Source organism: Limnothrix redekei LRLZ20PSL1 (genome assembly GCF_043235035.1).
GTDB lineage: Bacteria > Cyanobacteriota > Cyanobacteriia > CACIAM-69d > CACIAM-69d > CACIAM-69d.
The window spans coordinates 96,187-115,923 of record NZ_JAZAQF010000042.1 but is presented as its reverse complement, the minus strand read 5'-3'; the positions used below and the strand labels follow the sequence as shown (position 1 = coordinate 115,923).

Annotated in this window: 20 protein-coding genes and 1 pseudogene; 11 read left to right on the top strand and 10 right to left on the bottom strand. The window is 51.2% G+C overall.

What is annotated here, in order from left to right:
- Nucleotides 1-437: 437 nt before the first annotated feature.
- Together VPK24_RS07305 and VPK24_RS07300 are read left to right on the top strand one after the other, a co-directional pair.
- Entirely contained in the window at nucleotides 438-908 is a 471-nt protein-coding gene (locus VPK24_RS07305) for a DUF309 domain-containing protein (protein ID WP_393011748.1), read from the top strand.
- 234 nt (nucleotides 909-1,142) lie between these two features.
- Nucleotides 1,143-3,866, top strand: coding sequence for a chloride channel protein (locus VPK24_RS07300; protein WP_393011746.1), 2,724 nt, complete (start codon nucleotides 1,143-1,145; stop codon nucleotides 3,864-3,866).
- A gap of 47 nt (nucleotides 3,867-3,913) precedes the next feature.
- Here VPK24_RS07300 and VPK24_RS07295 read toward each other — a convergent pair whose 3' ends face one another.
- The 3 genes from VPK24_RS07295 to coaE all read right to left on the bottom strand — a co-directional run bounded on the left by VPK24_RS07295 (nucleotide 3,914) and on the right by coaE (nucleotide 6,230).
- Nucleotides 3,914-4,363, bottom strand: coding sequence for a DUF3531 family protein (locus VPK24_RS07295; RefSeq protein ID WP_393011744.1), 450 nt, complete (start codon nucleotides 4,361-4,363; stop codon nucleotides 3,914-3,916).
- A gap of 185 nt (nucleotides 4,364-4,548) precedes the next feature.
- Nucleotides 4,549-5,553, bottom strand: a complete 1,005-nt coding sequence (gene arsS, locus VPK24_RS07290; RefSeq protein WP_393011742.1) for an arsenosugar biosynthesis radical SAM (seleno)protein ArsS — start codon at nucleotides 5,551-5,553, stop codon at nucleotides 4,549-4,551.
- Nucleotides 5,554-5,642: 89 nt separating this feature from the next.
- Nucleotides 5,643-6,230, bottom strand: a complete 588-nt coding sequence (gene coaE / locus VPK24_RS07285) for a dephospho-CoA kinase (protein WP_393011740.1) — start codon at nucleotides 6,228-6,230, stop codon at nucleotides 5,643-5,645.
- Nucleotides 6,231-6,369: 139 nt separating this feature from the next.
- Between coaE and VPK24_RS07280 the strand changes: the two genes are divergently transcribed.
- Nucleotides 6,370-6,903 carry a pentapeptide repeat-containing protein gene (locus VPK24_RS07280; protein WP_393011738.1) on the top strand — a complete coding sequence of 178 codons (534 nt, stop codon included), beginning with the start codon at nucleotides 6,370-6,372 and terminating at the stop codon, nucleotides 6,901-6,903.
- A gap of 84 nt (nucleotides 6,904-6,987) precedes the next feature.
- On the opposite strand, the gene VPK24_RS07275 is transcribed toward VPK24_RS07280, so the two are convergent.
- From VPK24_RS07275 to VPK24_RS07260, 4 genes are all read right to left on the bottom strand, one after another.
- The gene (locus tag VPK24_RS07275) at nucleotides 6,988-7,329 is read right to left on the bottom strand and encodes a hypothetical protein (protein ID WP_190534448.1); all 342 of its coding nucleotides are present in this window, start codon (nucleotides 7,327-7,329) and stop codon (nucleotides 6,988-6,990) included.
- A gap of 563 nt (nucleotides 7,330-7,892) precedes the next feature.
- Nucleotides 7,893-9,239 (bottom strand): HhoA/HhoB/HtrA family serine endopeptidase, encoded by a 1,347-nt coding sequence (locus VPK24_RS07270; protein ID WP_393011735.1) that lies wholly within the window; start codon nucleotides 9,237-9,239, stop codon nucleotides 7,893-7,895.
- Nucleotides 9,240-9,513: 274 nt separating this feature from the next.
- Nucleotides 9,514-10,080 carry a DUF2808 domain-containing protein gene (locus VPK24_RS07265; protein ID WP_393011733.1) on the bottom strand — a complete coding sequence of 189 codons (567 nt, stop codon included), beginning with the start codon at nucleotides 10,078-10,080 and terminating at the stop codon, nucleotides 9,514-9,516.
- A gap of 257 nt (nucleotides 10,081-10,337) precedes the next feature.
- Entirely contained in the window at nucleotides 10,338-10,478 is a 141-nt protein-coding gene (locus tag VPK24_RS07260; protein WP_393011731.1) for a hypothetical protein, read from the bottom strand.
- A 289-nt stretch (nucleotides 10,479-10,767) separates the two neighbouring features.
- On the opposite strand from VPK24_RS07260, the gene VPK24_RS07255 reads away from it, so the two are divergent.
- The 6 genes and pseudogenes from VPK24_RS07255 to VPK24_RS07230 all read left to right on the top strand — a co-directional run bounded on the left by VPK24_RS07255 (nucleotide 10,768) and on the right by VPK24_RS07230 (nucleotide 14,810).
- The gene (locus VPK24_RS07255; protein ID WP_393011729.1) at nucleotides 10,768-11,247 is read left to right on the top strand and encodes a CRR6 family NdhI maturation factor; all 480 of its coding nucleotides are present in this window, start codon (nucleotides 10,768-10,770) and stop codon (nucleotides 11,245-11,247) included.
- Nucleotides 11,248-11,255: 8 nt separating this feature from the next.
- Nucleotides 11,256-12,265 (top strand): annotated as a pseudogene (locus VPK24_RS07250) (DNA-methyltransferase).
- A gap of 33 nt (nucleotides 12,266-12,298) precedes the next feature.
- Nucleotides 12,299-12,880 carry a PaeR7I family type II restriction endonuclease gene (locus VPK24_RS07245; RefSeq protein ID WP_393011727.1) on the top strand — a complete coding sequence of 194 codons (582 nt, stop codon included), beginning with the start codon at nucleotides 12,299-12,301 and terminating at the stop codon, nucleotides 12,878-12,880.
- Nucleotides 12,881-13,052: 172 nt separating this feature from the next.
- Complete coding sequence (dtd, locus tag VPK24_RS07240) at nucleotides 13,053-13,499, top strand: D-aminoacyl-tRNA deacylase (protein ID WP_393011725.1); 447 nt, start codon at nucleotides 13,053-13,055, stop codon at nucleotides 13,497-13,499.
- A 28-nt stretch (nucleotides 13,500-13,527) separates the two neighbouring features.
- Nucleotides 13,528-14,331, top strand: coding sequence for an oxygen-dependent tRNA uridine(34) hydroxylase TrhO (gene trhO, locus VPK24_RS07235; protein WP_393011723.1), 804 nt, complete (start codon nucleotides 13,528-13,530; stop codon nucleotides 14,329-14,331).
- The gene (locus tag VPK24_RS07230; protein ID WP_393011721.1) at nucleotides 14,328-14,810 is read left to right on the top strand and encodes an MEKHLA domain-containing protein; all 483 of its coding nucleotides are present in this window, start codon (nucleotides 14,328-14,330) and stop codon (nucleotides 14,808-14,810) included. Before trhO ends, VPK24_RS07230 begins: the two co-directional genes overlap by 4 nt.
- Here the strand turns inward: VPK24_RS07230 and VPK24_RS07225 are convergent.
- The 3 genes from VPK24_RS07225 to VPK24_RS07215 all read right to left on the bottom strand — a co-directional run bounded on the left by VPK24_RS07225 (nucleotide 14,805) and on the right by VPK24_RS07215 (nucleotide 17,829).
- Entirely contained in the window at nucleotides 14,805-16,874 is a 2,070-nt protein-coding gene (locus VPK24_RS07225) for a P-loop NTPase fold protein (RefSeq protein WP_393011719.1), read from the bottom strand. The two genes, VPK24_RS07230 and VPK24_RS07225, sit on opposite strands and share 6 nt — an antisense overlap.
- 79 nt (nucleotides 16,875-16,953) lie before the next feature.
- Nucleotides 16,954-17,313: a nuclear transport factor 2 family protein gene (locus VPK24_RS07220; RefSeq protein ID WP_393011717.1), complete on the bottom strand. Its 360-nt coding sequence runs from the start codon at nucleotides 17,311-17,313 to the stop codon at nucleotides 16,954-16,956.
- Nucleotides 17,314-17,358: 45 nt separating this feature from the next.
- Nucleotides 17,359-17,829: a cupin domain-containing protein gene (locus tag VPK24_RS07215; protein ID WP_393011715.1), complete on the bottom strand. Its 471-nt coding sequence runs from the start codon at nucleotides 17,827-17,829 to the stop codon at nucleotides 17,359-17,361.
- 187 nt (nucleotides 17,830-18,016) lie between these two features.
- On the opposite strand from VPK24_RS07215, the gene VPK24_RS07210 reads away from it, so the two are divergent.
- Both VPK24_RS07210 and VPK24_RS07205 read left to right on the top strand, forming a co-directional pair.
- The gene (locus VPK24_RS07210; protein WP_393011713.1) at nucleotides 18,017-18,949 is read left to right on the top strand and encodes a lipid kinase; all 933 of its coding nucleotides are present in this window, start codon (nucleotides 18,017-18,019) and stop codon (nucleotides 18,947-18,949) included.
- Between the two features lie 75 nt (nucleotides 18,950-19,024).
- Nucleotides 19,025-19,681 carry an HAD-IA family hydrolase gene (locus tag VPK24_RS07205; RefSeq protein WP_393011711.1) on the top strand — a complete coding sequence of 219 codons (657 nt, stop codon included), beginning with the start codon at nucleotides 19,025-19,027 and terminating at the stop codon, nucleotides 19,679-19,681.
- Nucleotides 19,682-19,737: the final 56 nt, after the last annotated feature.

Genomic DNA, 19,737 nt, shown 5'->3' with positions numbered 1-19,737 from the left:
TCTACACCTATTGTAGCTTGTCGAAATAGTATTTGCACTCTAAAAACCCACTGAACATGATACTCCTAACGCTTCAGGGCAATATTATTTGTACATAGTTCTCTTGGAAATTGCTGCCCCTTGACGGGGCTAGCATGATCAATCACTAGTTGCTTATATTCGTCACCACGCTCTGGTCATACCCCAAGGTTCGATGCTTACTCGGCTCATGGTGGGATGGTGGCCATGAATGAGCAAGGGGTGGCACTGGGGCGGCCGAACTGGATCTGTGCTGCTCTGAAGAACTATCTTTTAAATGGAAAAAATTTGTGCAATTCTCGTTGGCGGGACTGGCGCACCTGCGGCATCCAAAGATCAGCCTAAAACGATCCTGAGACTATGACGATCGCCCTGTGGATCGATCGCGCCTTTTCATCCCTGACCCATTACCCAGCGCCATGATTGAGGAATCACAACCCAACACTCCGTTTTGGCAAGGAATTGAGCAATTTAATCGTGGGGAGTTTTATGCTTGCCACGACACGATCGAGGCATTATGGGTGGTGGCGAATGAGCCAGAGCGCACGTTTTATCAAGGGGTTTTGCAAGTGGCGGTGGCGCTCCATCACCTTGGTAATTTGAATTGGCGTGGGGCTGCTATTTTGTTGGGTGAAGGGCTGAGCCGCTTGAATAAATATGACGATCACTACAGTGGAATTGATGTAAACCAGTTCATTGCCCAGGTGGCGGATGTTTTGCACTTCATTCAAGTAATGGGGCCCGATCGGGTAGAAACTGCCGCGGTCGCCTTGGGATTACGAACTGGGTCGCTTCCTCTGGAGCCTGGCAGTTTAGAATCATTTCCTCAGCAATCTTTGCCGCGTATCCTGCCGGCCGCCCAAGCCCGATCGGGAGAAGAAACCCCGTAAGAAAAGGGACTTCGGAGAAAGATTTTGTCCACAATTCTCTAAATCTGTCCGATTGATCGGTAAGATTCAAAAACATCCCCATTGAATTTCAATCGGGCGAAATAGCAATTCAGTAGGACTTGAATAGCCCTCAAATGATCGTCGGCTGGCAGTGAGGCCATTGGCACTCGCCTCCTGACTGATCGGATCGTTCGGCGCGATCATGCTGCGTGATCGTTTTCAGGAAGCGCGTTTGTGGCAAACGATTGGTATCGCCGCTATAACCCCTTTGGCGAGCAATGGCATCCCCTGCGGTGGGTACGGCCATTCATGCGTCCCAAGACCTTGGCCCTGCTGGAGTCTTGCACGATCGGGCTAATTGCTGGGTTGGCGGCTGTGTTGATGAAGTGGGGGGCCGCTTGGGTGGGAACCCAGCGGATCGCGATCGCCACCCGTAGCCCCGTGCCGGCCCTGGCGTTGGCGGCGGTGGGGGTGGTGGGTTGTTGGCTGGCTGGTTGGTTGGTGCAGCGCTTTTCGCCGGACGCTGGGGGCAGTGGCATTCCGCAAGTCAAGGCCAAGCTGGCCTTTGGGCCGATCCTGCTGGATTGGCGGGCCGTCTGGGTCAAATTATTGGCCACCACGCTCACCTTGGGGTCTGGGTTAACCCTGGGTCGTCAGGGGCCCACGGTGCATGTGGGCGCTTCCATCGCGGCCCAACTCAGTCGCTGGATTCCCACTTCGCCGGCCTATCGTCGCCAAACAATTGCCGCTGGGGCCGCTGCTGGTTTGGCGGCTGGGTTTAATGCCCCGATCGCGGGTGTGCTGTTTGCGGTGGAAGAGCTGCTGCATGATGTATCGGGTTTGACCCTGGGGCCGGCTCTGTTGGCGGCCTTTGTGGGAGCGGTGGTGGCACAGTCCTTGGGCGGTGATATTTTGCCCGTGAGCTTGAACCTATCGCGGGTGGCCACGGAATTTACGGCACGGGATATTCCGGCCTATCTGTTGTTGGGTTTGTTGGCCGGCTGGTTGGGAGCCAATTTCAATCGGGGGGTGATTGCCAGCTTGGGTCTTTATCGCCGGTTGCAATGGGGGTTGCCGGAGCGGATGGCCCTGGCTGGTGGAATTACGGGCCTGGGTATGGCGATGTTGCCAGCGGCGTTTTGGAACTATAGCTGGCTGCGGGAAGATTTGGTGTTGGGGGGGACGGCTTGGCAGGGTGCGGCGATCGCCTTTGGGGCCCATTTCCTGTTGACTTTGGTGGCCTTTGGTTCCGGTGCGCCGGGGGGCTTGTTTGGTCCTTCGCTGATTTTAGGAGCTGCCTTGGGCAGCGTGGTGGGGGCCCTCGTGGGGGCCCCCTCGATCGCCACCTACGCTCTGGCCGGGATGGGGGCATTTTTTGCGGCGGTGTCGCGGGTACCAATCACGGCGATCGCGATTGTGTTTGAAATGGCGGCGGATTTTAACTTGGTGTTACCGCTCACCATTGGTTCCACGGTGGCCTATTTAGTGGCCGATCGCCTGGATTCTGGCTCTTTATACGATCGACTGCTGGCCCTCAAGGGGTTGGAGTCGGAACCTATTCCCGATGTGGATTTGCTAGCGGATTTAACAGCCAAGGATGTGATGAATCATCCGGTGGAAACCCTGCGGGCCAGCCAAACCCTGGAAACGGCCCGCCAACGGTTTGCCGATTCTCACCATCGCGGTTTTCCGGTGGTGGACGATCGGGGAAATTTGGTGGGCATTTTGACCCAATCGGACATCACGGATTTGGATGCCGAGGATTTGGCCGCCACCGATCGGGTGACGGCGGCCATGACTCCCCAGCCGATCGCGGTGCAAATTGACGATCGGCTGTCGGATATTCGCTTTTTGCTCAGTCGCTACAAACTGGGACGACTGCCCGTGTTGGAAGGGCAAAGGCTGGTGGGCATTGTCACGCGTAGCGATCTGTTGCGCGTTGAGTCCAAACGACTGGGGGGAGAAATTAATCCCCAGCAGCCGCGCCGGCCCGCCTATGCCATCTATAAAACCCGGGGGCCCAACACGGGGCGATCACGAATTTTGGTGCCGATCGCCAATCCAGCGGCGGCCTTGGGGCTGTTGCGGTTGGCGCTGGCCATCGCGCGCGATCGACAGGCGGAGGTGGAATGCTTGCATGTGATGTTGGTTCCTTTGGGTCAGTCCCCGGCGGAAACCTCGATCGATCCGGCACTGGTGGCCCCCATGCGCAAACTGTTTGAACGGGCAACCCGCGCCGGCCGCCAATGGCACATCCCCATCCATAGCCAAATTTGCTTGGCCCGGGATCCGGCCGAAGCCATTTTGGAAGTGATTCAACGGCGGCGAATCGACTTGGTGATTATGGGTTGGCAAGGGGCGATCGCCCGGCCGGGATTGCCGGTTTTTGGCGACTCGATCGCCCGACTGTTAAACGATGCCCCCTGCGAAATCATGTTGGTGAAATGGGGAGAAGACCTATTCAAACGGCCGCGAATCCGTCAGCAAGAGGCGGTGCAAGCCATGCTCAGTCTCGATCGCTGGTTAGTGCCGATTAGTGGTGGGCCCAATGTGGAGCGGGCCCTGAACCTGTTGCCGCCGCTGTTGGGTCTGACCCGATCGGCCGCCGTCACCCTCTGCCAAGTCGTGCCCAAGGTGGCCACCAGTGAGGAACCAGACTTCAGCGAATCGGCGGCGCAACCCTGGACGACCGATCTTTTGGATCAGGCCACCGCTCGCCTCACCAAAACCAGCCCCACTTCAGTCACGGCGCTGGCTCTCTGTGCGGATCAGGTGGCTGAAACCATTTTGCACTTGGCCGAAAGCCTAGATAGCCAAGTGATTGTGTTAGGAGCCAGCCGAGAAAGCCTACTCAAACAGGTCATTCATGGCAACTTGCCGGCCACGATCGCCCAGCAATTTCAAGGCACAATTTTAGTAGTTCGTGGCCCATTGACTGGCAATGACAGTGGACAATGATTGGCAATGATTAAGTGCTTGCTGCTGAATTAGCTGAATTAGCTAAATTAATTGAAATCCGAACTGGATTGGCGTTTGCTTTCATCAATCGGCCAATCTTCATCCTCGCCACCGATGCTCATGCGGCGAATTTCCAAAAATTCTCGACTGAGCTGAGCAAAGGCATTAATCAACACATCCAGGGCGATCGCATCACTGGTTCCCAAATCAAACCAACAACGGGCGCGGGTTCCTTCAAACTCCACTTCGCCCATGTTGTGCATCAGGGCCATCATCGATTGATCCAGTACTTCACTGTCATATTCCATATAGCTCAAGTCCAAGCCCACTTCTTGAACCTGCGCGTTTTCGGCATTGAATCCGCCCAATTTCCCTAAGAAAAACCAGGAATCAAACACCTCTTCAATGTATTGCTGCTCCATGCGCCCTGGAACGGTGTCCAGCTCCAGCCAAATCCAAACATTAAAGGGGTCAAACTCGCGAAATTGAATGTCCATGGAAAAGAGAGAGAAAAAGGATGAATTGCCAATCACTGAATTGATTCGATCAGTCAAATGAATTCAATTCAATAGACCAACGTATCAATAAACCAACGCCATCAAGATCATTGGTTAGCTGCTAATGCACTAAATTGGCTGAATTGAATGGATGAACTCAACCGATCGAAATCAACGGGAGCTGCCTAAAGCAACGCGCCGCCACAACTGGAACCAGCGCCGGCCGTGCATCCGTAGCAGTGGCGATCGGTCTGAACCGTTTGGATTAAATCCAGGGAACCGGCTGCCAACAGATCTGCCAGGGTCAGCATTTTACCATCGGGCGATCGGGCTGGGATCTCCTCCATTTGGTTAAAGTCGCAATCGTAAAGATAGCCTCGATAGTCCACCGATAGCTGATCACGACACATCAACCCTGCCACGGTGTCGGCATTGAAATTTTGAGCCAAAAACTGACAATAATCGGCTTCCAGTTGGCGAGCTTGCAGGGCTAATTTAGTCCGCCCGATCGGGAGATTGGTGATGGTCAGCAAATGATTGAAATCAATGTTGTGATCAGCTTTTAGCCGCTGACGATAGGCCACTTCCAGTCCCGCTTGGGCTGGTGGCAGTGAAAAATTAGCCCCTGTGGGAACCGGTGGGTTATAGACCAAATCGATTTGCAGTTTTGGATCTCGCCCATAGCCCCGCTGATTTAGGAGTTTGAGGGCGGCAATGGAGCGATCAAACACACCACGTCCCCGTTGTTGATCGACATTTTCTGACAAATAACAAGGCAGCGAAGCCACAACCCGCACATGATAGTTCTGGAAAAGGTCTGGCAAATCTTCAAAACCATCCTCAAAGAAAATGGTTAAATTTGACCGAACAATGACTTCCTTTTTGGCAGCGGCCGCCGCTTGTACCAAAGCCCGAAAGCCGTCGTGCATTTCTGGTGCGCCGCCCGTTAAATCCACCGTTTGAATCTGTGGAAATTGCTGAACGATGGCAATTAATTGCTCACAGACTTCTGGACTAAGTGCTTCGGTGCGTTTTGGTCCTGCTTCCACATGGCAATGGGTGCAAGCCAGGTTGCAACGTTTGCCAAGGTTGATTTGCAACACACGAATGGTGCGCTTTGTTAGGCAAGTACCAAGGGCTTCGGCAAAAGGACGCGGAGAATCAACGGTGGCAATCACAGGACTATGCATGAAATTTCTAGAACTTCCTAACGATCCAATTTGAAGCTTGGAACTTGAAACTTGAAACTTGAACTTTAAATCTTGAAACCTGAAACTTTTTAACAACTTTCCCAAGCGTGATCTACTTGCTGAAATAGCTCCGGTAAAGTTCCCTTGTTGTGCAAAACCACGTCGGCCCGCGCCATTTTTTGTGCCAGTGGCCATTGGCTGTTGATGCGAGCTTGGGCCTGATCAACCGTCAAATGATTTCGGGCCATTAACCGGTGCAATTGCTGGGCTGGCTCACAACTAACCACCCAAATTTCCGTGACTAAATCGGTCATTTGGGCTTCCAATAGGAGGGGAATGGCTAAGACAATGCTGTTTGATCGCCCTTGATGAGCCGCAATTCCAGCCAACAAATGGGCCCGCACGATCGGGTGAATTTGGGCTTCTAACCATTGGCGCTCGGCCGGCTGCTGAAACACAATTTCGCCTAAACGCGGCCGATCGAGCGAGCCATCAGCACCAATCACATCAGCACCAAACCGCTGGGCGATCGCTGGCAAAAGGGGCGACCCCAGTTCCACGGCCGATCGCGCCAACTGATCCGCATCCAGCACCGGTAATCCATAGCGTTCTGCCAAATAGTCTGACACTGTGGTTTTGCCCGTGGCAATGCCGCCCGTAAGTCCAATGATTCGCACCTGGGCCCCCTGATTGATTCCGGGACTGAACTCCTACAATAATCGTAGGGATGGCATCCCGGTTTGTTGGGGCTGTTGGCCTTGTCCCCTGTCTTCAGTTCCGGTTCCATTTTTTCCCTGCCCCATTTTTTGCACCCCCATGCTGAAGGTTCACTGCGCGATCGGCATTGCTCTTGTGGGCGCTTGGTTGAGTAGCCTGGCCCTGTCGGTGCGAGCCTTCTCGGAAAATGATCTGCTGCGATTGCGACGTACCAATGAGTGCAGCGGTTGCGACCTCAGCGAAGCCGACCTGTCGGGCAACAGCTTTATTGGAGCGCGGTTGGTGGGGGTGAATTTATCGAAGGCGAAGTTGGCGAATACGGATTGGTCGGGGGCTGACTTCACAGGGGCGAATTTGGAGGGGGTTGACCTGTCGGGGGCCCGGTTGTTTGAGGCCAAGTTTCAGGCGACAAATCTGATTGGTGCAACCCTTTCCGGGGCTGATTTGACCAATGCCAATCTATTCCAAGCGTTTTTGCATGGGGCCAAGCTCGATCGCGCCGTGTTGTTTTATGCCAACCTCAGGAACGCTGACCTGACCAATGCGGACTTAACCGGCGCAGATTTGACCCTAGCGGAACTGAACGGGGCTAAGTTGAGCGGGGCCCAACTGCCACCGGGTTTTCGACTTTAGGCCTGGGGTTAGCCAAGGCCCCGAGGCTGCCTTGGAACCTTGGCGCAAGCTGACCGGCTTTGGCTCCAGTTAGCTCCAGTTGGCTTAACTCAGCAGCGACTCAAATTCCTGGCGCAATCCATCCGCATTGCCCAACCGCGACACCATTAAACTGCCCTGGCCCGCGTCCGCGAGGCGATGTTTCCAAAAGGCGATCGCCTCAGCATTTTGCATCCAAAAATCCACCACCGTGGCGGAAATATCATTCCAAGACCAGTCATGCCGCCAAAGCACCGGTTCGATCGATTCCAAGGTGGCATCCAGCGTGCATTGAAAACTACCGATATATTCCACAGGGGGAGCGGGCGATCGCTCAATTAGCTGTTGTTGCTCATGAAAAAAGTGCAGCACTGGAGATACACCCACAATTTCAAATGTGTAATCCATGGCAACCTCTCACAAATTTCAAAGGGCATTAAACTTCAAAGGGTACTTCTGCAAGATAAATGCACAATCTTCTCCGAGAGCATGTCTCAAAGACTAAGAACGTGATTGCAGGCGGTGAAAGTAATGAAATTGAATGAAAAAGGATTCGTTCTGAGCTGTGAATGGGGTTATGAATTGATTCTTGACTTTATGTATTAGCGCAAATCTTTTGAGCTTGGCAATAATTTTGGAAATTTCTTGGCGAATGCAACAATCTTGTAAAAGTCTCAAGTTACAAAAGACTCAATTGATACAAAAATGTCGTTTTACGGGCTGCAATCTGTTAGCACTCTCAACTTTTTAGTGCTAATTGCTGAAGACTGACGCGATGTTCAATTGCCTGCCAGCTCATCAAAAATCGGCTTTGACAAAAAGCCAGGGATCGATCGACCCCTGGCGCTGGTTTTTTGAATTGGAACGAGCAATCAATTAGCGCACCGTTGGCGTACCATTGGCACAACATTGACGCATTTATTGACGCACCATTGGCGCAGAAGGTGGATGGCGACGATCGGGGTTGAATCCTAGCGATCGTCCGCAAAATCCTGCATTTGCCCAGTGCGCACCGAGAGCTGTTGATTGCCACCCCGATCGCCCCGTCGCACAGTCATGGCCAGGGCTTGACCCACGCGGCTGCGTTCCACCAGCCCCTGCAACTGTTCTGCGCTAGTGACCACCGTGCCATCAATTTGCACAATCACATCACCCCGCCGTAGGCCACCCTGGGCCGCAGGCGAATCGGGAATCACATTCACCACCAACACCCCCGACACTTCCGGCAGCATGATGGCGGCGTTGGGGTCGCTGTTGTTTTTGCGGGCCAAGTCAGGAGTCAAGGTGCGCATCTGAATGCCCAGGAACGGATGCGGCACGGCCTGACCCTTCGACAGCAAGGGCAAAATGCTCTTCACCTTGTTGATGGGAATGGCGAACCCAATCCCCATCGCGTCGGCACGGATGGCGGTGTTGATGCCAATCACCTCGCCCCGATCGTTCAGCAGTGGGCCGCCGGAGTTTCCGGGGTTGATGGCCGCGTCGGTTTGGATGAAGTCTAGGCGCTTGTCAGGAATGCCCACCTGCACGCTCGATCGCTTCAGGGTGCTGACAATGCCCAGGGTGACCGTGTTGTCCAGCCCCAACGGGTTCCCCACCGCGATCGCCCAATCGCCCACCTGCACCAAATCCGAATCGCCCAGGGGAGCCACTGGCAACCGCTCATTGCCGGGGCTGATTTTCACCACCGCCAAATCGGTGACCTCATCGGCCCCCAGCACGCGCCCATCAAACTCCCGCCCATCCTTCAGGGTCACGGTCACGCGATCGGCCCGATTCACCACATGGGCATTGGTCAACAACAGACCGTCACCTTCAATAATGAAGCCGGAGCCTTGACCCGCAATCCGTTGGCGCTGTTCTCGGGGCATTTGCCGAAAAAACTCATCCCCAAAGAAGCGCTCAAACAGCGGATCGTTAAAAAACGGGTCAACCCGCCGGGTCACGGTGCGCTCCGTGTCGATGCGTACCACGGCCGCGCCCACCCGGTTCACGGCCGCCGTCACAAAACTGTTGCTGCGGGGAGCCGCCACCTCCGCCGGGCGCTGGGCCGTGGCGCTGTCATCCACCAGGGCAACGGCGGGGGCAATTGGGCCGACCAGGGCGATCGCCCAGAGCAACACCGCCAGCCCGATCGTCCCGATCGCCCGTTGCCATGACGACGGTTGCCATGACGACGATTGCAGTTGAGACCGTGGCGATGGTTGCGTTTGCCCGCCGAAAGATATTAAACCCAGGCGTTGTTTCAGGCGTTGTTTCAGGCGTTTCAGTGGGTTCTGTTGATGATTGGCCCCAAGTCCCATAACGCTAAATTCCATTGCGGTTGTTTGGTTCCAAATGTTCCAGATTTTCCAGAGCTTCCAGGCAATCCAGGTGATCCGGATGCTTCAGGTGTTCTAGGTTTCTTGGCTTCCGGGTTTCTAGGGGTTTTGAGCACAAGCCCCTTGCGAACTGAATGCCAGCCCATATCGACATCAAGACATCAGGGGAGCCAGAAAGCGAAATCCGAAACAGACTCGCGCCCGCTTCGGATTCAAAATGGCTGGCAAGGGCGGGGCGCTCGGCTCCCCAGAACCATACCGGAGCTGAACGTTAGGTAATTTGAATCAGCCAGGTACCGATATAGCGCAGCAAGGGCGTGTCACCGGGGGTCAAAATCCGGCAGTTGAAGTAATACATCCCGCCCATGTCCGGGTTGCGCACATTGCTGAGCACCACCTCAAGCTGCTTACCCGAGGGAATCGGTTCCTTAGGATAAATCTCGATCGTGTAGTTTTCCGGATTCCAAACCACCCGATCTAGCTCAACCTTCTCGCCACCGTTCTTGTACCGCACATCAATGCGATCGGTGTCGAAACGTCCCTTGTAATAGTCGGGATAGTCGATCGCGATTTGGGCGATCGCCAGGTTCTGAGCCGGAATCCGCAACCGGTAGCGATCCCAGGAGCTTTCACGACCCCGATCGAGCCGGAAACTCAGTTGACTTTCGCGACGGGGGCCACCAAAGAGCGTGAATCCAGGCAACTCCTGCGCCACCACCGCCGGCACAACTGCCAGACTGCAACTCAGCGCGGCCAAGGCTGCCAACCCGCGACGCACCCAGCGCTGCGACATGGCGCGCGGCTGACTCGAAGCCGGGGCAAAAGACTTAAAGGGCATGGATGGTGTCTCCCAATTGGAGCCAAACAAATGGAGCAATGAAGCGGCGATAAACCTTGGACATCGGGAATTTCCACCGCGAAAAGCTCACCGGGGCAACTCATCGAAAGCTTTCATTTCCAGAAGACTCACCGAAGAGTTTTGCCGAGGGAATTTGCCGGTGAAACGCTGTCGATCGCTGATGGTGACTGGGTTTTGGGCCCCATCCCCATAGGCATCGTTGATGACCACTAAGACAGCACAAAAATGGCCAAGATTTACCAATTTTCTAAACAAAGCGTATCAAAACTTTGACCGCTTGTGGGGAGCGCGATCGCCCCAACCCAAATCGCTTGCCAATTGTCGCGCCAAGCGGCGCTCAGAGAGAGGCTCCAAAAGAGGCTCAAAGAAATACTCAAATTCAAGGCTCAAATTCAAGGCTCAAATTCAAGGCTCAAATTTAAGGAGCGCTCAAATTCAGGGGGTGCTCATGGGTTCTCGATCCTGCTCTGACGCGAGTTCGCCCCCAATCCCATGGGCCATTAGCTGCCATTGGGCCAACGATTAGCAGTCCTGTAGCCCCGGTTTGCCAAAAGGGCCCACCCCCGCGCGACACTAACGAAAGGCAAATTGCACCATGGCCGGGCCTCAAACCCGCACCACTTGCTGTGATGTAGCCCTCAGAATTTGCACCGAGAGCAAGATGGCATGACAATCACCATTTCGATCGCAGCGGATCATCTCCAAAACCTAGACCTCAGCCCCATCCAACGGGCGATCGAGCCGCTCTTGGCCAGTGGCATTGCCGCCGCCGAACAACAAGTGCAACTCACCATTGACCTGCCCCGCGACCCCACCGACCCCCGCGAGCTGTCGGAAATTCCCGAAGTGCGGCTTTGGTTTCTGCGGGCAGACGCGGTTTATCCTTGGTTACCCTTTGTTTTGGACTGGAAAGCAGGCGAACTCGGTCGCTATGCGGCCATGCTGGTTCCCCACCAATTCCATCCCACCGACGGAATTCAGTTCAATCCCGAAGCCTTGGAACTATTCGTGATGGGCAAGATTTTTGTATTAGCCAACTGGCTGAAAACCCAAGGAATTGGCACGCGATCGCGGCTTCAGGGCATGGCGCAAATGCTGGGCTACGACCTAGACGAGTCCTTTTTCGACTTGCTGGATTTGAGTTAGGTACTAACATGATCTCCGCTCCGGTCACCAGCCCTTTCAATGCCTTGGAAGAGCAGCCAAAACTAACTAGCACCTTGCTATCAGCCCTTGGCGATTTGAGTAATATTCAGACTGCAATTCCCAGAATTGCGAAAGACACTCGGCTCATGCAGCTCATCCAAGAGCAGGTTGCTGATTGGCCTAGTGAACATCATCTTCATCTGGCTGATGCCCGAACAAGCCTGAATCTTCCACCCGAAAGTGTCCATCTCATTCTGACTTCGCCGCCCTATTGGAACCTAAAGTCTTACAACTCAATTCAAGGACAGATGGGAGAAATTGACGATTATGATCAATTTATTCATGAACTCAATTTAGTTTGGGAGCAGTGCTTTCAACTACTCGCTCCCGGTGGTCGATTAATTTGCGTTGTGGGTGATGTTTGCTTATCTCGACGGAAAAATAACGGCCGCCATTCCGTATTCCCTCTTCATGCTTCCATTCAAGAAAGTTGCAGAACAATTGGCTTCGACAATCTTTCTTCCATTATTTGGCACAAAATCGCCAACGCTTCCCTAGAATCAAAGGGAAATGGCACGATTTTTATGGGTAAACCCTATGAACCCAACGGAATTATCAAAAACGATATTGAATTTATTTTGATGCAGCGTAAGCCAGGGGGATATCGAAAAGTGAACTTAACAACTAAATTATTGAGTATTATTCCAGAAACAGATCACCGCACTTGGTTTCAACAAATCTGGAGTGATATTCCAGGTGCATCAACACGTCATCATCCTGCTCCTTATCCCCTAGAATTAGCCACAAGATTAATTAAAATGTTCTCGTTTGTGGGTGATGTGGTGCTTGACCTTTTTCTGGCACAGGAACAACATCCCTCGCGGCTGCTCAGTGTGGACGCAATAGCATTGGCTATGAAATTGACCCCACATACCTAAAACAATCCTATGACCGTTTAGCCCAGGAACTAACGAGCCTGTTCAGCAAAACTACGGTGATGCTGCATTCTGATCGCTAATCACTAAAATCTTAGTGTTTAAAAATAACTGAAATGCAAAATGTACTCCAAGATCTGGATACTAGGCTGGCTGCTGCTGTTCAACGGTTTTGGCAAATACGCTCTGAGTCTGCTCAAGCAGTTCGTTCAGGAAAGCATCTTGATGATTTTCGTGAATTAGTTGCTAGCCTCTTAATCACGGCTGGCGTTGAGGAGAGTTGCATTTACTGGAAACAAGATACAGAGCTGCCAGGGTGGTTTCGTGCGGAAAAAAGTTGGGACTTATTAGTGATTATCAATCATCGGTTAGTTGCTGCAATTGAATTTAAATCCCAGGTTGGGTCTTTTGGGAATAATTTTAACAACCGAACTGAAGAAGCGTTGGGTAGTGCAACTGATCTATGGAATGCCTACGAAAAAGGAGCATTCTATCCTTCACCACGTCCCTGGTTAGGCTATTTTCTTTTGCTTGAAGATGCTGAAGCTGCTCATCGACAAGTTTCAATCAAGGAGCCTCATTTTTCAGTCTTTGAGGAATTTCAAGGTGCTTCTTATGTCACTCGATATCAGCAACTACTCATCAAGCTAATCCGCTCTCGATTGTATGATTCTGCTTGCTTTTTAACTGCTCCTTAAATGGGAACAGAATCAAAAATCTATGATCAGCCAGAGCCTGAATTGACGTTTCGAGGGTTTATGGTTTCACTGTTGGGACGAGTCATTGCAGCTCTGGAACTTTGATTTTCATAAATTTTTGATTTTCATAAGTTTTCGATGCCAGGCTTATCAGTTTTGAGATGTGGGCACAATGCGGGTTGTAATTCAGCGGGTGACGGCTTCTCGTGTGGCGATCGGGGGGGAAACCGTCGGGCAAATTGGCCGGGGGTTGAACCTGTTGGTGGCGATCGCCGCGACCGATACGGAGGCGGAGTTGCAGTGGATGGCGCGTAAATGTCTGGATTTACGGCTGTTTCCCGATCCAGCGGCGGCGAATCCTCGGTTTGATTTGTCGGTCACTGAGATTGGCGGCGAACTGCTGGTGATCAGTCAGTTCACGCTCTATGGCGATGGGCGCAAGGGGCGGCGACCCAGTTTTGATCGCTCCGCCGCGCCCGATCGGGCCGAGGCCCTGTACGATCGCTTTGTGGAATTGCTGCGGGCCAGTGGATTGCGCGTGGAAACCGGCCGGTTTGGCGCAATGATGCAAGTCCAAATCGACAACGATGGCCCAGTGACCTTGATTTTGGATTCCTAAGATCCTGGATTCCTAACGGAGAGAGAAGATGACGGTGGTGGTGGCCGCGCTCTATCAGTTTGTGGCGGTGGATGATTGGGCCGATTGGCGATCGCAGTGGCTCGATCGCGCCGGAGCCTTGGGAATTCGTGGCACGTTGCTGCTGGCCCAAGAGGGAATTAACGGCACGATCGCGGGTACTCGCGAGGCGATCGACCAGATGTTGGTGGCCCTGCGATCGCACCCGGCCCTCACGGATTTGAGCGCGCGCGAGTCGATCGCCCCGGCTATGCCCTTCCAGCGGCTAAAAATCAAACTGAAGCGGGAAATTGTCACCTTCAACCAACCGGTGGCCCCCACGGAGCGGACGGGAACCCGCGTGGCCCCGACCGAATGGAACGCGCTGATCGCCGATCCGGAGGTGAAGCTGATCGACACGCGCAACCAATTTGAAGTGGCGATCGGTTCGTTTCAGAGGGCGATCGACCCGGAAACCCAGACCTTCACGGAATTTCCCGACGCGGTGGAACGGTTGCTGGATCCCCAGCGCGATCGCAAGGTGGCCATGTTCTGCACGGGCGGCATCCGCTGCGAGAAGGCTTCCGCTTACCTGTTGGCCCAAGGATTCGAGCAGGTTTATCAACTAGAGGGCGGCATTCTCAATTACTTAGCCACCGTTGACCCGGCGGAAAGTGCCTGGCAGGGCGAATGCTTTGTGTTTGATGAGCGGGTGGCACTGCAACATGGTTTGCAACCGGGGACGTATCAGATGTGCCGTGCCTGTGGTCGGCCGGTCGATCGCGATCTCGACACCTGCCCCCACTGCCAATCCAGTTTGGGAGATGCCTCGTGAGCGATCGGGTGATCGAAATTTGGCAGGATCCGGCGGTGGTGCGCCATGTCGATCGCCTCTGGGTCAGTTTCCAGCAGGTGGTGGGGCGATCGCTGGGGGATTTACCGGCGGATCTCGACCCGATCGAGCGATCACGTCAGATTTTTCACGCGCCTTTTGTGGTGGTGTCCCACGGCACGGAAGCCGACCCGATTTTTAACTATGCCAACCAACGGGCGATCGAGTTGTGGGAATTCAGTTGGGATGAGTTTGTGCAATTACCATCTCGGTTGAGTGCCGAGCCGATCGCCCGCGAAGAGCGAGCCAAAATGTTAGCAGAAGCAGCCGATCGGGGCTATATCAGCAACTATCAAGGGGTGCGAATTTCCAAAACGGGTCGTCGATTTCGGATCCTCGATGGGCTGATTTGGAACCTAGTCGATGAAGCGGGTCAACCCTACGGGCAAGCTGCTACCTTCCAAGAAATTCATTGCCTATAGGCTCGGCTTTCCTTGCTGAAAAGAAATTAATATTTCAATATTTTTTTCAAAATTCTCGATCACTTCAGAAAGTAATAAGCCACTCAAAAGCCTGTCTTTTTGTCTCTTCTCTTGTTCGTTCTTGAGAGATGTTATAACTTTCTCTATCCATTCATACTCTTCACGCAAAAGTTCTGAATGTCGGTCATTGTCGTGTCTTTTAATAATTGTATTAAGAACTTTTGATTGTTCCAATGGAGGTAGGGATACAAAAGCAATTGTAAATTCTTGTGTATCTATATATTTTAAAATAGGAACACTGCGATAAGCTGTTGATGAAGGATTTTCTATTGTTTTAATAAATGCAATGAGCTGCGAGTGAAATTCGTTGTTTTGCGAAATCATCATTTCTAAAAGTTCTTCAGCACTCTTTTTGAAGAAAATCTCTTCATCTTTTTTTTTGCACTGAGTGATGTATTCATCAATTTCTCTAAACCCATCATGGCTCTTTCCTCGAATACTCAAGCCGAGTCGTTCAAAATCTCCACTCGTAAAACATCTTGCAAAATCTAAGAAGCATCCATTCTCTCTAGATTTATCTATAAAACTGATCATGGAATTTTGAAGATCTTGTAATGATATATCTGTTAAATTATGATTAGACAGCTCTAGAATTACTCCAAAGATATAGATAGCTTCGCCGAGATCATGAATTTTTTGTTCCAAAAACTGATCTTCTACTTCTTGTAGAATTTGAGAAAATTCATAATCTTGAAGTTCCTGATAGGAGTAAAGTTTTAACCAAGCAGGAGTTGTCTCATCTCTAAAGTACCGACTCCTTTTTATCGAGTCATTAAGATATTCTTGATTAAGAGTGCTCTTGCCAAGGAATTCTACCCACCAACTATCAATTGGAAATAGATTATTTCCATAAGAGAGAGTTTGATGAAGAAAATTATATTTTTTAATTAGTTTATGAATTTTTGTCTTTGGTTCATGTGAACCTGATGACATTCTTTTCTGCATGTGAAATTTTTCATATTGATCGCAAATTTTAGCAAGGTCTATAAAATCTATATTTCCCAGAGAAATTTCAATTGAAAATATTATTAATAATTTAAAAATTTCTTGAATGGCTTCTTCTTTTTGAATGACATTGGCTGGCAAAGATACCCAAATACGATTAAAGTCCAATATGATTTTTCTCAAAGTACGAATATTTTTGTACTCTGCATGTTGATATATTATTTCGATAGTTTCACTTTGGCTTTTGATGAAAAATTCTATTTCTTCATTTTTTATTAGTTCATATTTACATAAATCTCTCATTAAGGATTCAATGGTTTCTTGAAAACTAAATTTGACTTCAAGAGTTTGTCCAATGATTTTTTCTTTTATACATTTATATTGATGCTTGCGTTCTTGATTCTGACTTTCATCGCCATAGCTTTGATGCAATTCTTCTTCATTTGCTATTATGATAACCCTGGCAGACTTATGCTCAACGAAACTATTGACGTAACCCAGAACATAATTTATGTTCACATGACAACGCTCTAGATCATCAAAGACTAAGATTCTTTGACCCACATTTTTGAGATATCCAGGAAGATTTTTCAGTGTCAACCCTGACTTTACCCTGAGGTTATCTAAAAATGAATTCAGATGCAATGGTATAACTGTGCTAATAGATTTAGCTAAGAACTCTACTTCATGCGATCCCAGTACAGGATGCAACTGCCTTAAAAACTCGCGCTCAATTTCCTCTAATGTCTGCATTCCATATAGACTGACATATAAAAAATAAGTATTTCTTGATGATAAATTAGAAGTTTTTTTAAGCTTAAAATGCCGCAGAACGTTTCCGGCTAACCACATTTTTACTGCTTTCCAAGGACTCTTCGAGAGGCCAGAATCTTTTCTGGCTTGAAAATCCTTCATAAATTTTTTGATTAGCCATGTTTTTCCTGAACCCCATGAACCCTTCAATAACACGGCAAACTTAGGATTAGAAAGGTTGCAATAATAATCCAAATATTCTTCAATATGAGCGTTAGCACCTTTTGAGCTATTATCTGAAGTCATGATCTGTAATGAAAATCAATGATTTGATGGATCTTGTTAGATCGATCATGCCTGCGGCTGACCGATCTAACAGGACTCCCTAACTATTATAGTGAGCGATCACCTGGGAGACCTTGCCCGTGCTGTTGAGTTTCATCAACTCACCCGACTGCGTGCCCTGTTGATTGATGTAGTAAAGCACCAAACTTTCAATACCCCACATCACATCCAACAGCTCAAACTTGAGATTGGGATAGACTTCCAACCCCTTTTGGAAATAGCGACGAAGGGCAGCTTTTCCTTGTACCCTTCCCGTCGGGTCACCCAAGAGCCGAGCCGCGATCGGGGAAATCAACACCACATCTTCCTCGTAGTGGCTCAAAATGCGATCGAGGTCGTGGCTATTCCAAGCCGCCACCCACTCTTGCGCAAATTCCTGGGCCTGGGATTGAGTCAGCATTGAGTTTTTCCTCATTGAGTCGATCGCCTGAAATTTTAGGGGATCTCAATAGGGTTGACCATCTCGATGATAGATAGCCCAAGAGCCATCTACTTGTTGACAAGCTTTTAAATCATCGTTCGGATAAGTCACTTCATCGCCCGCCGTGCGATCGCCCACTTCCAAATAAACCGCATCTTCAGGCGATCGATTGATCAGTTGATGGGCAATGCCAGTTCCCGCCTTGAAGCCGTAGCAATCACCGGCATGCAACTCAAATTCCCGATCGCCCACAATGAGAGTGAGCGTTCCCGCCAAAACAAAAATAAATTCATCTTGTTTGGAGTGACAATGGGCAAGAGCCGACGCGGAACCGGGCGCAAGTTCGGTTAAATTCACCCCAAAGTTTGACAATTGAAAGTAATCGCCCAATTTTCGCTTTAATCGACCCTTAACCACCGCGTCATAGGGTGATGGATAGATGGTTTGGCCACGCTGGGCGGGCACATTGTTGGCCGTAATCGGGTTAGGTTCCATGGAGTTGCTGGGCGCGATCGCGCAAGGGATGTGAATCGATCGATTCTCCAGTTTTAGCCTAGGAGTTTAGCGGCCCTTGCTTCACAAAGAATGCCCCATCGCGATCGCCCTGTCCAAACAGTGGGGGCGGCAATGGCACAATAGAAACCGTTAGAAACCGTTTTCCTTTTTAGATCGCGGGTGCATTATGGACTCCGTTGCTCCTCAGCGGGCCTTGCTGCTAGTGAATTCCAAATCGCGCCGAGGGCGGCAACTGCTCGGCCGGGCGATCGCCATTTTGGATGAAATGGGGTTCGAGCTAATTTTCCGCAGCACCAAGCGATCGAGCGATTTTCGCGATCTGATTCGGCAATATGCCAGCCGGATCGATTGTGTGATTATTGGCGGCGGTGACGGAACCCTGAATGCGGCCCTGCCAGCCTTGATCGAAACCCGGTTGCCCCTCGGCATTTTGCCCCTGGGAACCGCCAACGACCTGGCGCGCACGTTGGCAATTCCGGCAGACTTGAAACAGGCCTGCGCAGTGGTGGCCCAAGGGGTAACCAAGGCGATCGATGTGGGGCAAGTGAACGATCGCTATTTTTTCAATGTGGCCAGCCTGGGGTTAAGTGTCAGCATCACTCGCCAATTGAGCGGTGAAATCAAAAAGCGATGGGGTGTGTTTGCCTACGCGATCACTGCAATCCAAGCCCTTTGGAAATCGCGTCCTTTTACCGCAAAAATTGAAGTGAATGGTGAACTGCTGACGGTCAAAACGGTGCAAATTGCGGTGGGCAATGGTCGCTATTATGGTGGCGGCTTAAGCGTGGCTTGGGATGCTTCCATTGATGATCAACGGTTAGATTTATACAGCCTGGAAATTGCCCATTGGTGGCAAATGTTGCCGCTTTTGCCTGCAATGCACGCCGGTCGTCTCAATGATTGTGTGAATGTGCGGACGATCGAGGCCACATCCCTAAAAATCATTACCAGTCGCCCCAAGTCCATCAACACTGATGGGGAACTATCAACCACCACGCCCGCTGAATTTCGAGTGCTGCCCGCTCAACTGAATGTTTTTGTGCCAGCGGCGCGATCGAACAGCGTCCAATCGAACAATACTCAATCAAACAATATTTAATCAAACAACACTCAATTAAATAATACTCAATCGAACAATTTAGAATGAGAATTCATCCAAAATATTGTGCAGCTCATGAATCAAAAAAACTATCCTCAAGTGATTTTTCTCGATGCCGTGGGAACGCTATTTGGCGTGGCGGAAAGTGTGGGTCAGCAATATGCCCAAATGGCGAATCAACTCTTTGGGTTGCAACTCGATGATCAAGCCTTGAATCAAGCCTTTTACGATTGCTTTAAGGCGGCAGATCCTTGTGTTTTTCCAGGGGTTGATCGCGATCAATTACCCTACCTGGAATATCAATGGTGGGAAAGTCTGGCAGAACAAACGTTTACGCAAGCGGAATTATTTTCCGAAATTCCGGATTTCGCGGACTATTTCGCAGCGCTTTACGATCGCTTTGCCACGGCGGCCCCTTGGTATGTGTATCCAGAAGTGCATGACACCTTAGCCAAGTGGCAGCGGCTGGGCATTGAGCTGGGAATTCTCTCAAATTTTGATACGCGGCTTTATCGCGTGTTGGATGTGTTGGACTTGACGCGCTATTTCAAGAGTTTCACCCTCTCGACGGAGGTGGGAGCCGCCAAGCCCGATCGCGCCGTGTTTGTTGCGGCCCTGGCCCAGCATGGCTGTGAACCGGCGGCCGCTTGGCACATTGGCGACAGCTTGGAGGATGACTACCAAGGGGCCACAGCGGCGGGGCTGCGGGCCCTGTGGCTAAACCGGCGGTAAAGTGTAGTGGCTCTGGGCGCGATCGACCGCAGCCGCGATCGCCGCCCGCCGATTGC

Coding starts and splice junctions, on each gene's coding strand:
- trhO (WP_393011723.1), top strand. CDS start 13,528: ATGACGGTGGTGGTGGCCGCGCTCTATCAGTTTGTGGCGGTGGATGAT.
- VPK24_RS07210 (WP_393011713.1), top strand. CDS start 18,017: ATGGACTCCGTTGCTCCTCAGCGGGCCTTGCTGCTAGTGAATTCCAAA.
- VPK24_RS07270 (WP_393011735.1), bottom strand. CDS start 9,239: ATGGAATTTAGCGTTATGGGACTTGGGGCCAATCATCAACAGAACCCA.
- VPK24_RS07275 (WP_190534448.1), bottom strand. CDS start 7,329: ATGGATTACACATTTGAAATTGTGGGTGTATCTCCAGTGCTGCACTTT.
- arsS (WP_393011742.1), bottom strand. CDS start 5,553: ATGCATAGTCCTGTGATTGCCACCGTTGATTCTCCGCGTCCTTTTGCC.
- VPK24_RS07220 (WP_393011717.1), bottom strand. CDS start 17,313: ATGCTGACTCAATCCCAGGCCCAGGAATTTGCGCAAGAGTGGGTGGCG.
- VPK24_RS07215 (WP_393011715.1), bottom strand. CDS start 17,829: ATGGAACCTAACCCGATTACGGCCAACAATGTGCCCGCCCAGCGTGGC.
- VPK24_RS07295 (WP_393011744.1), bottom strand. CDS start 4,363: ATGGACATTCAATTTCGCGAGTTTGACCCCTTTAATGTTTGGATTTGG.
- VPK24_RS07205 (WP_393011711.1), top strand. CDS start 19,025: ATGAATCAAAAAAACTATCCTCAAGTGATTTTTCTCGATGCCGTGGGA.
- VPK24_RS07280 (WP_393011738.1), top strand. CDS start 6,370: ATGCTGAAGGTTCACTGCGCGATCGGCATTGCTCTTGTGGGCGCTTGG.
- VPK24_RS07265 (WP_393011733.1), bottom strand. CDS start 10,080: ATGCCCTTTAAGTCTTTTGCCCCGGCTTCGAGTCAGCCGCGCGCCATG.
- VPK24_RS07305 (WP_393011748.1), top strand. CDS start 438: ATGATTGAGGAATCACAACCCAACACTCCGTTTTGGCAAGGAATTGAG.
- VPK24_RS07245 (WP_393011727.1), top strand. CDS start 12,299: ATGCAAAATGTACTCCAAGATCTGGATACTAGGCTGGCTGCTGCTGTT.
- VPK24_RS07225 (WP_393011719.1), bottom strand. CDS start 16,874: ATGACTTCAGATAATAGCTCAAAAGGTGCTAACGCTCATATTGAAGAA.
- VPK24_RS07255 (WP_393011729.1), top strand. CDS start 10,768: ATGACAATCACCATTTCGATCGCAGCGGATCATCTCCAAAACCTAGAC.
- dtd (WP_393011725.1), top strand. CDS start 13,053: ATGCGGGTTGTAATTCAGCGGGTGACGGCTTCTCGTGTGGCGATCGGG.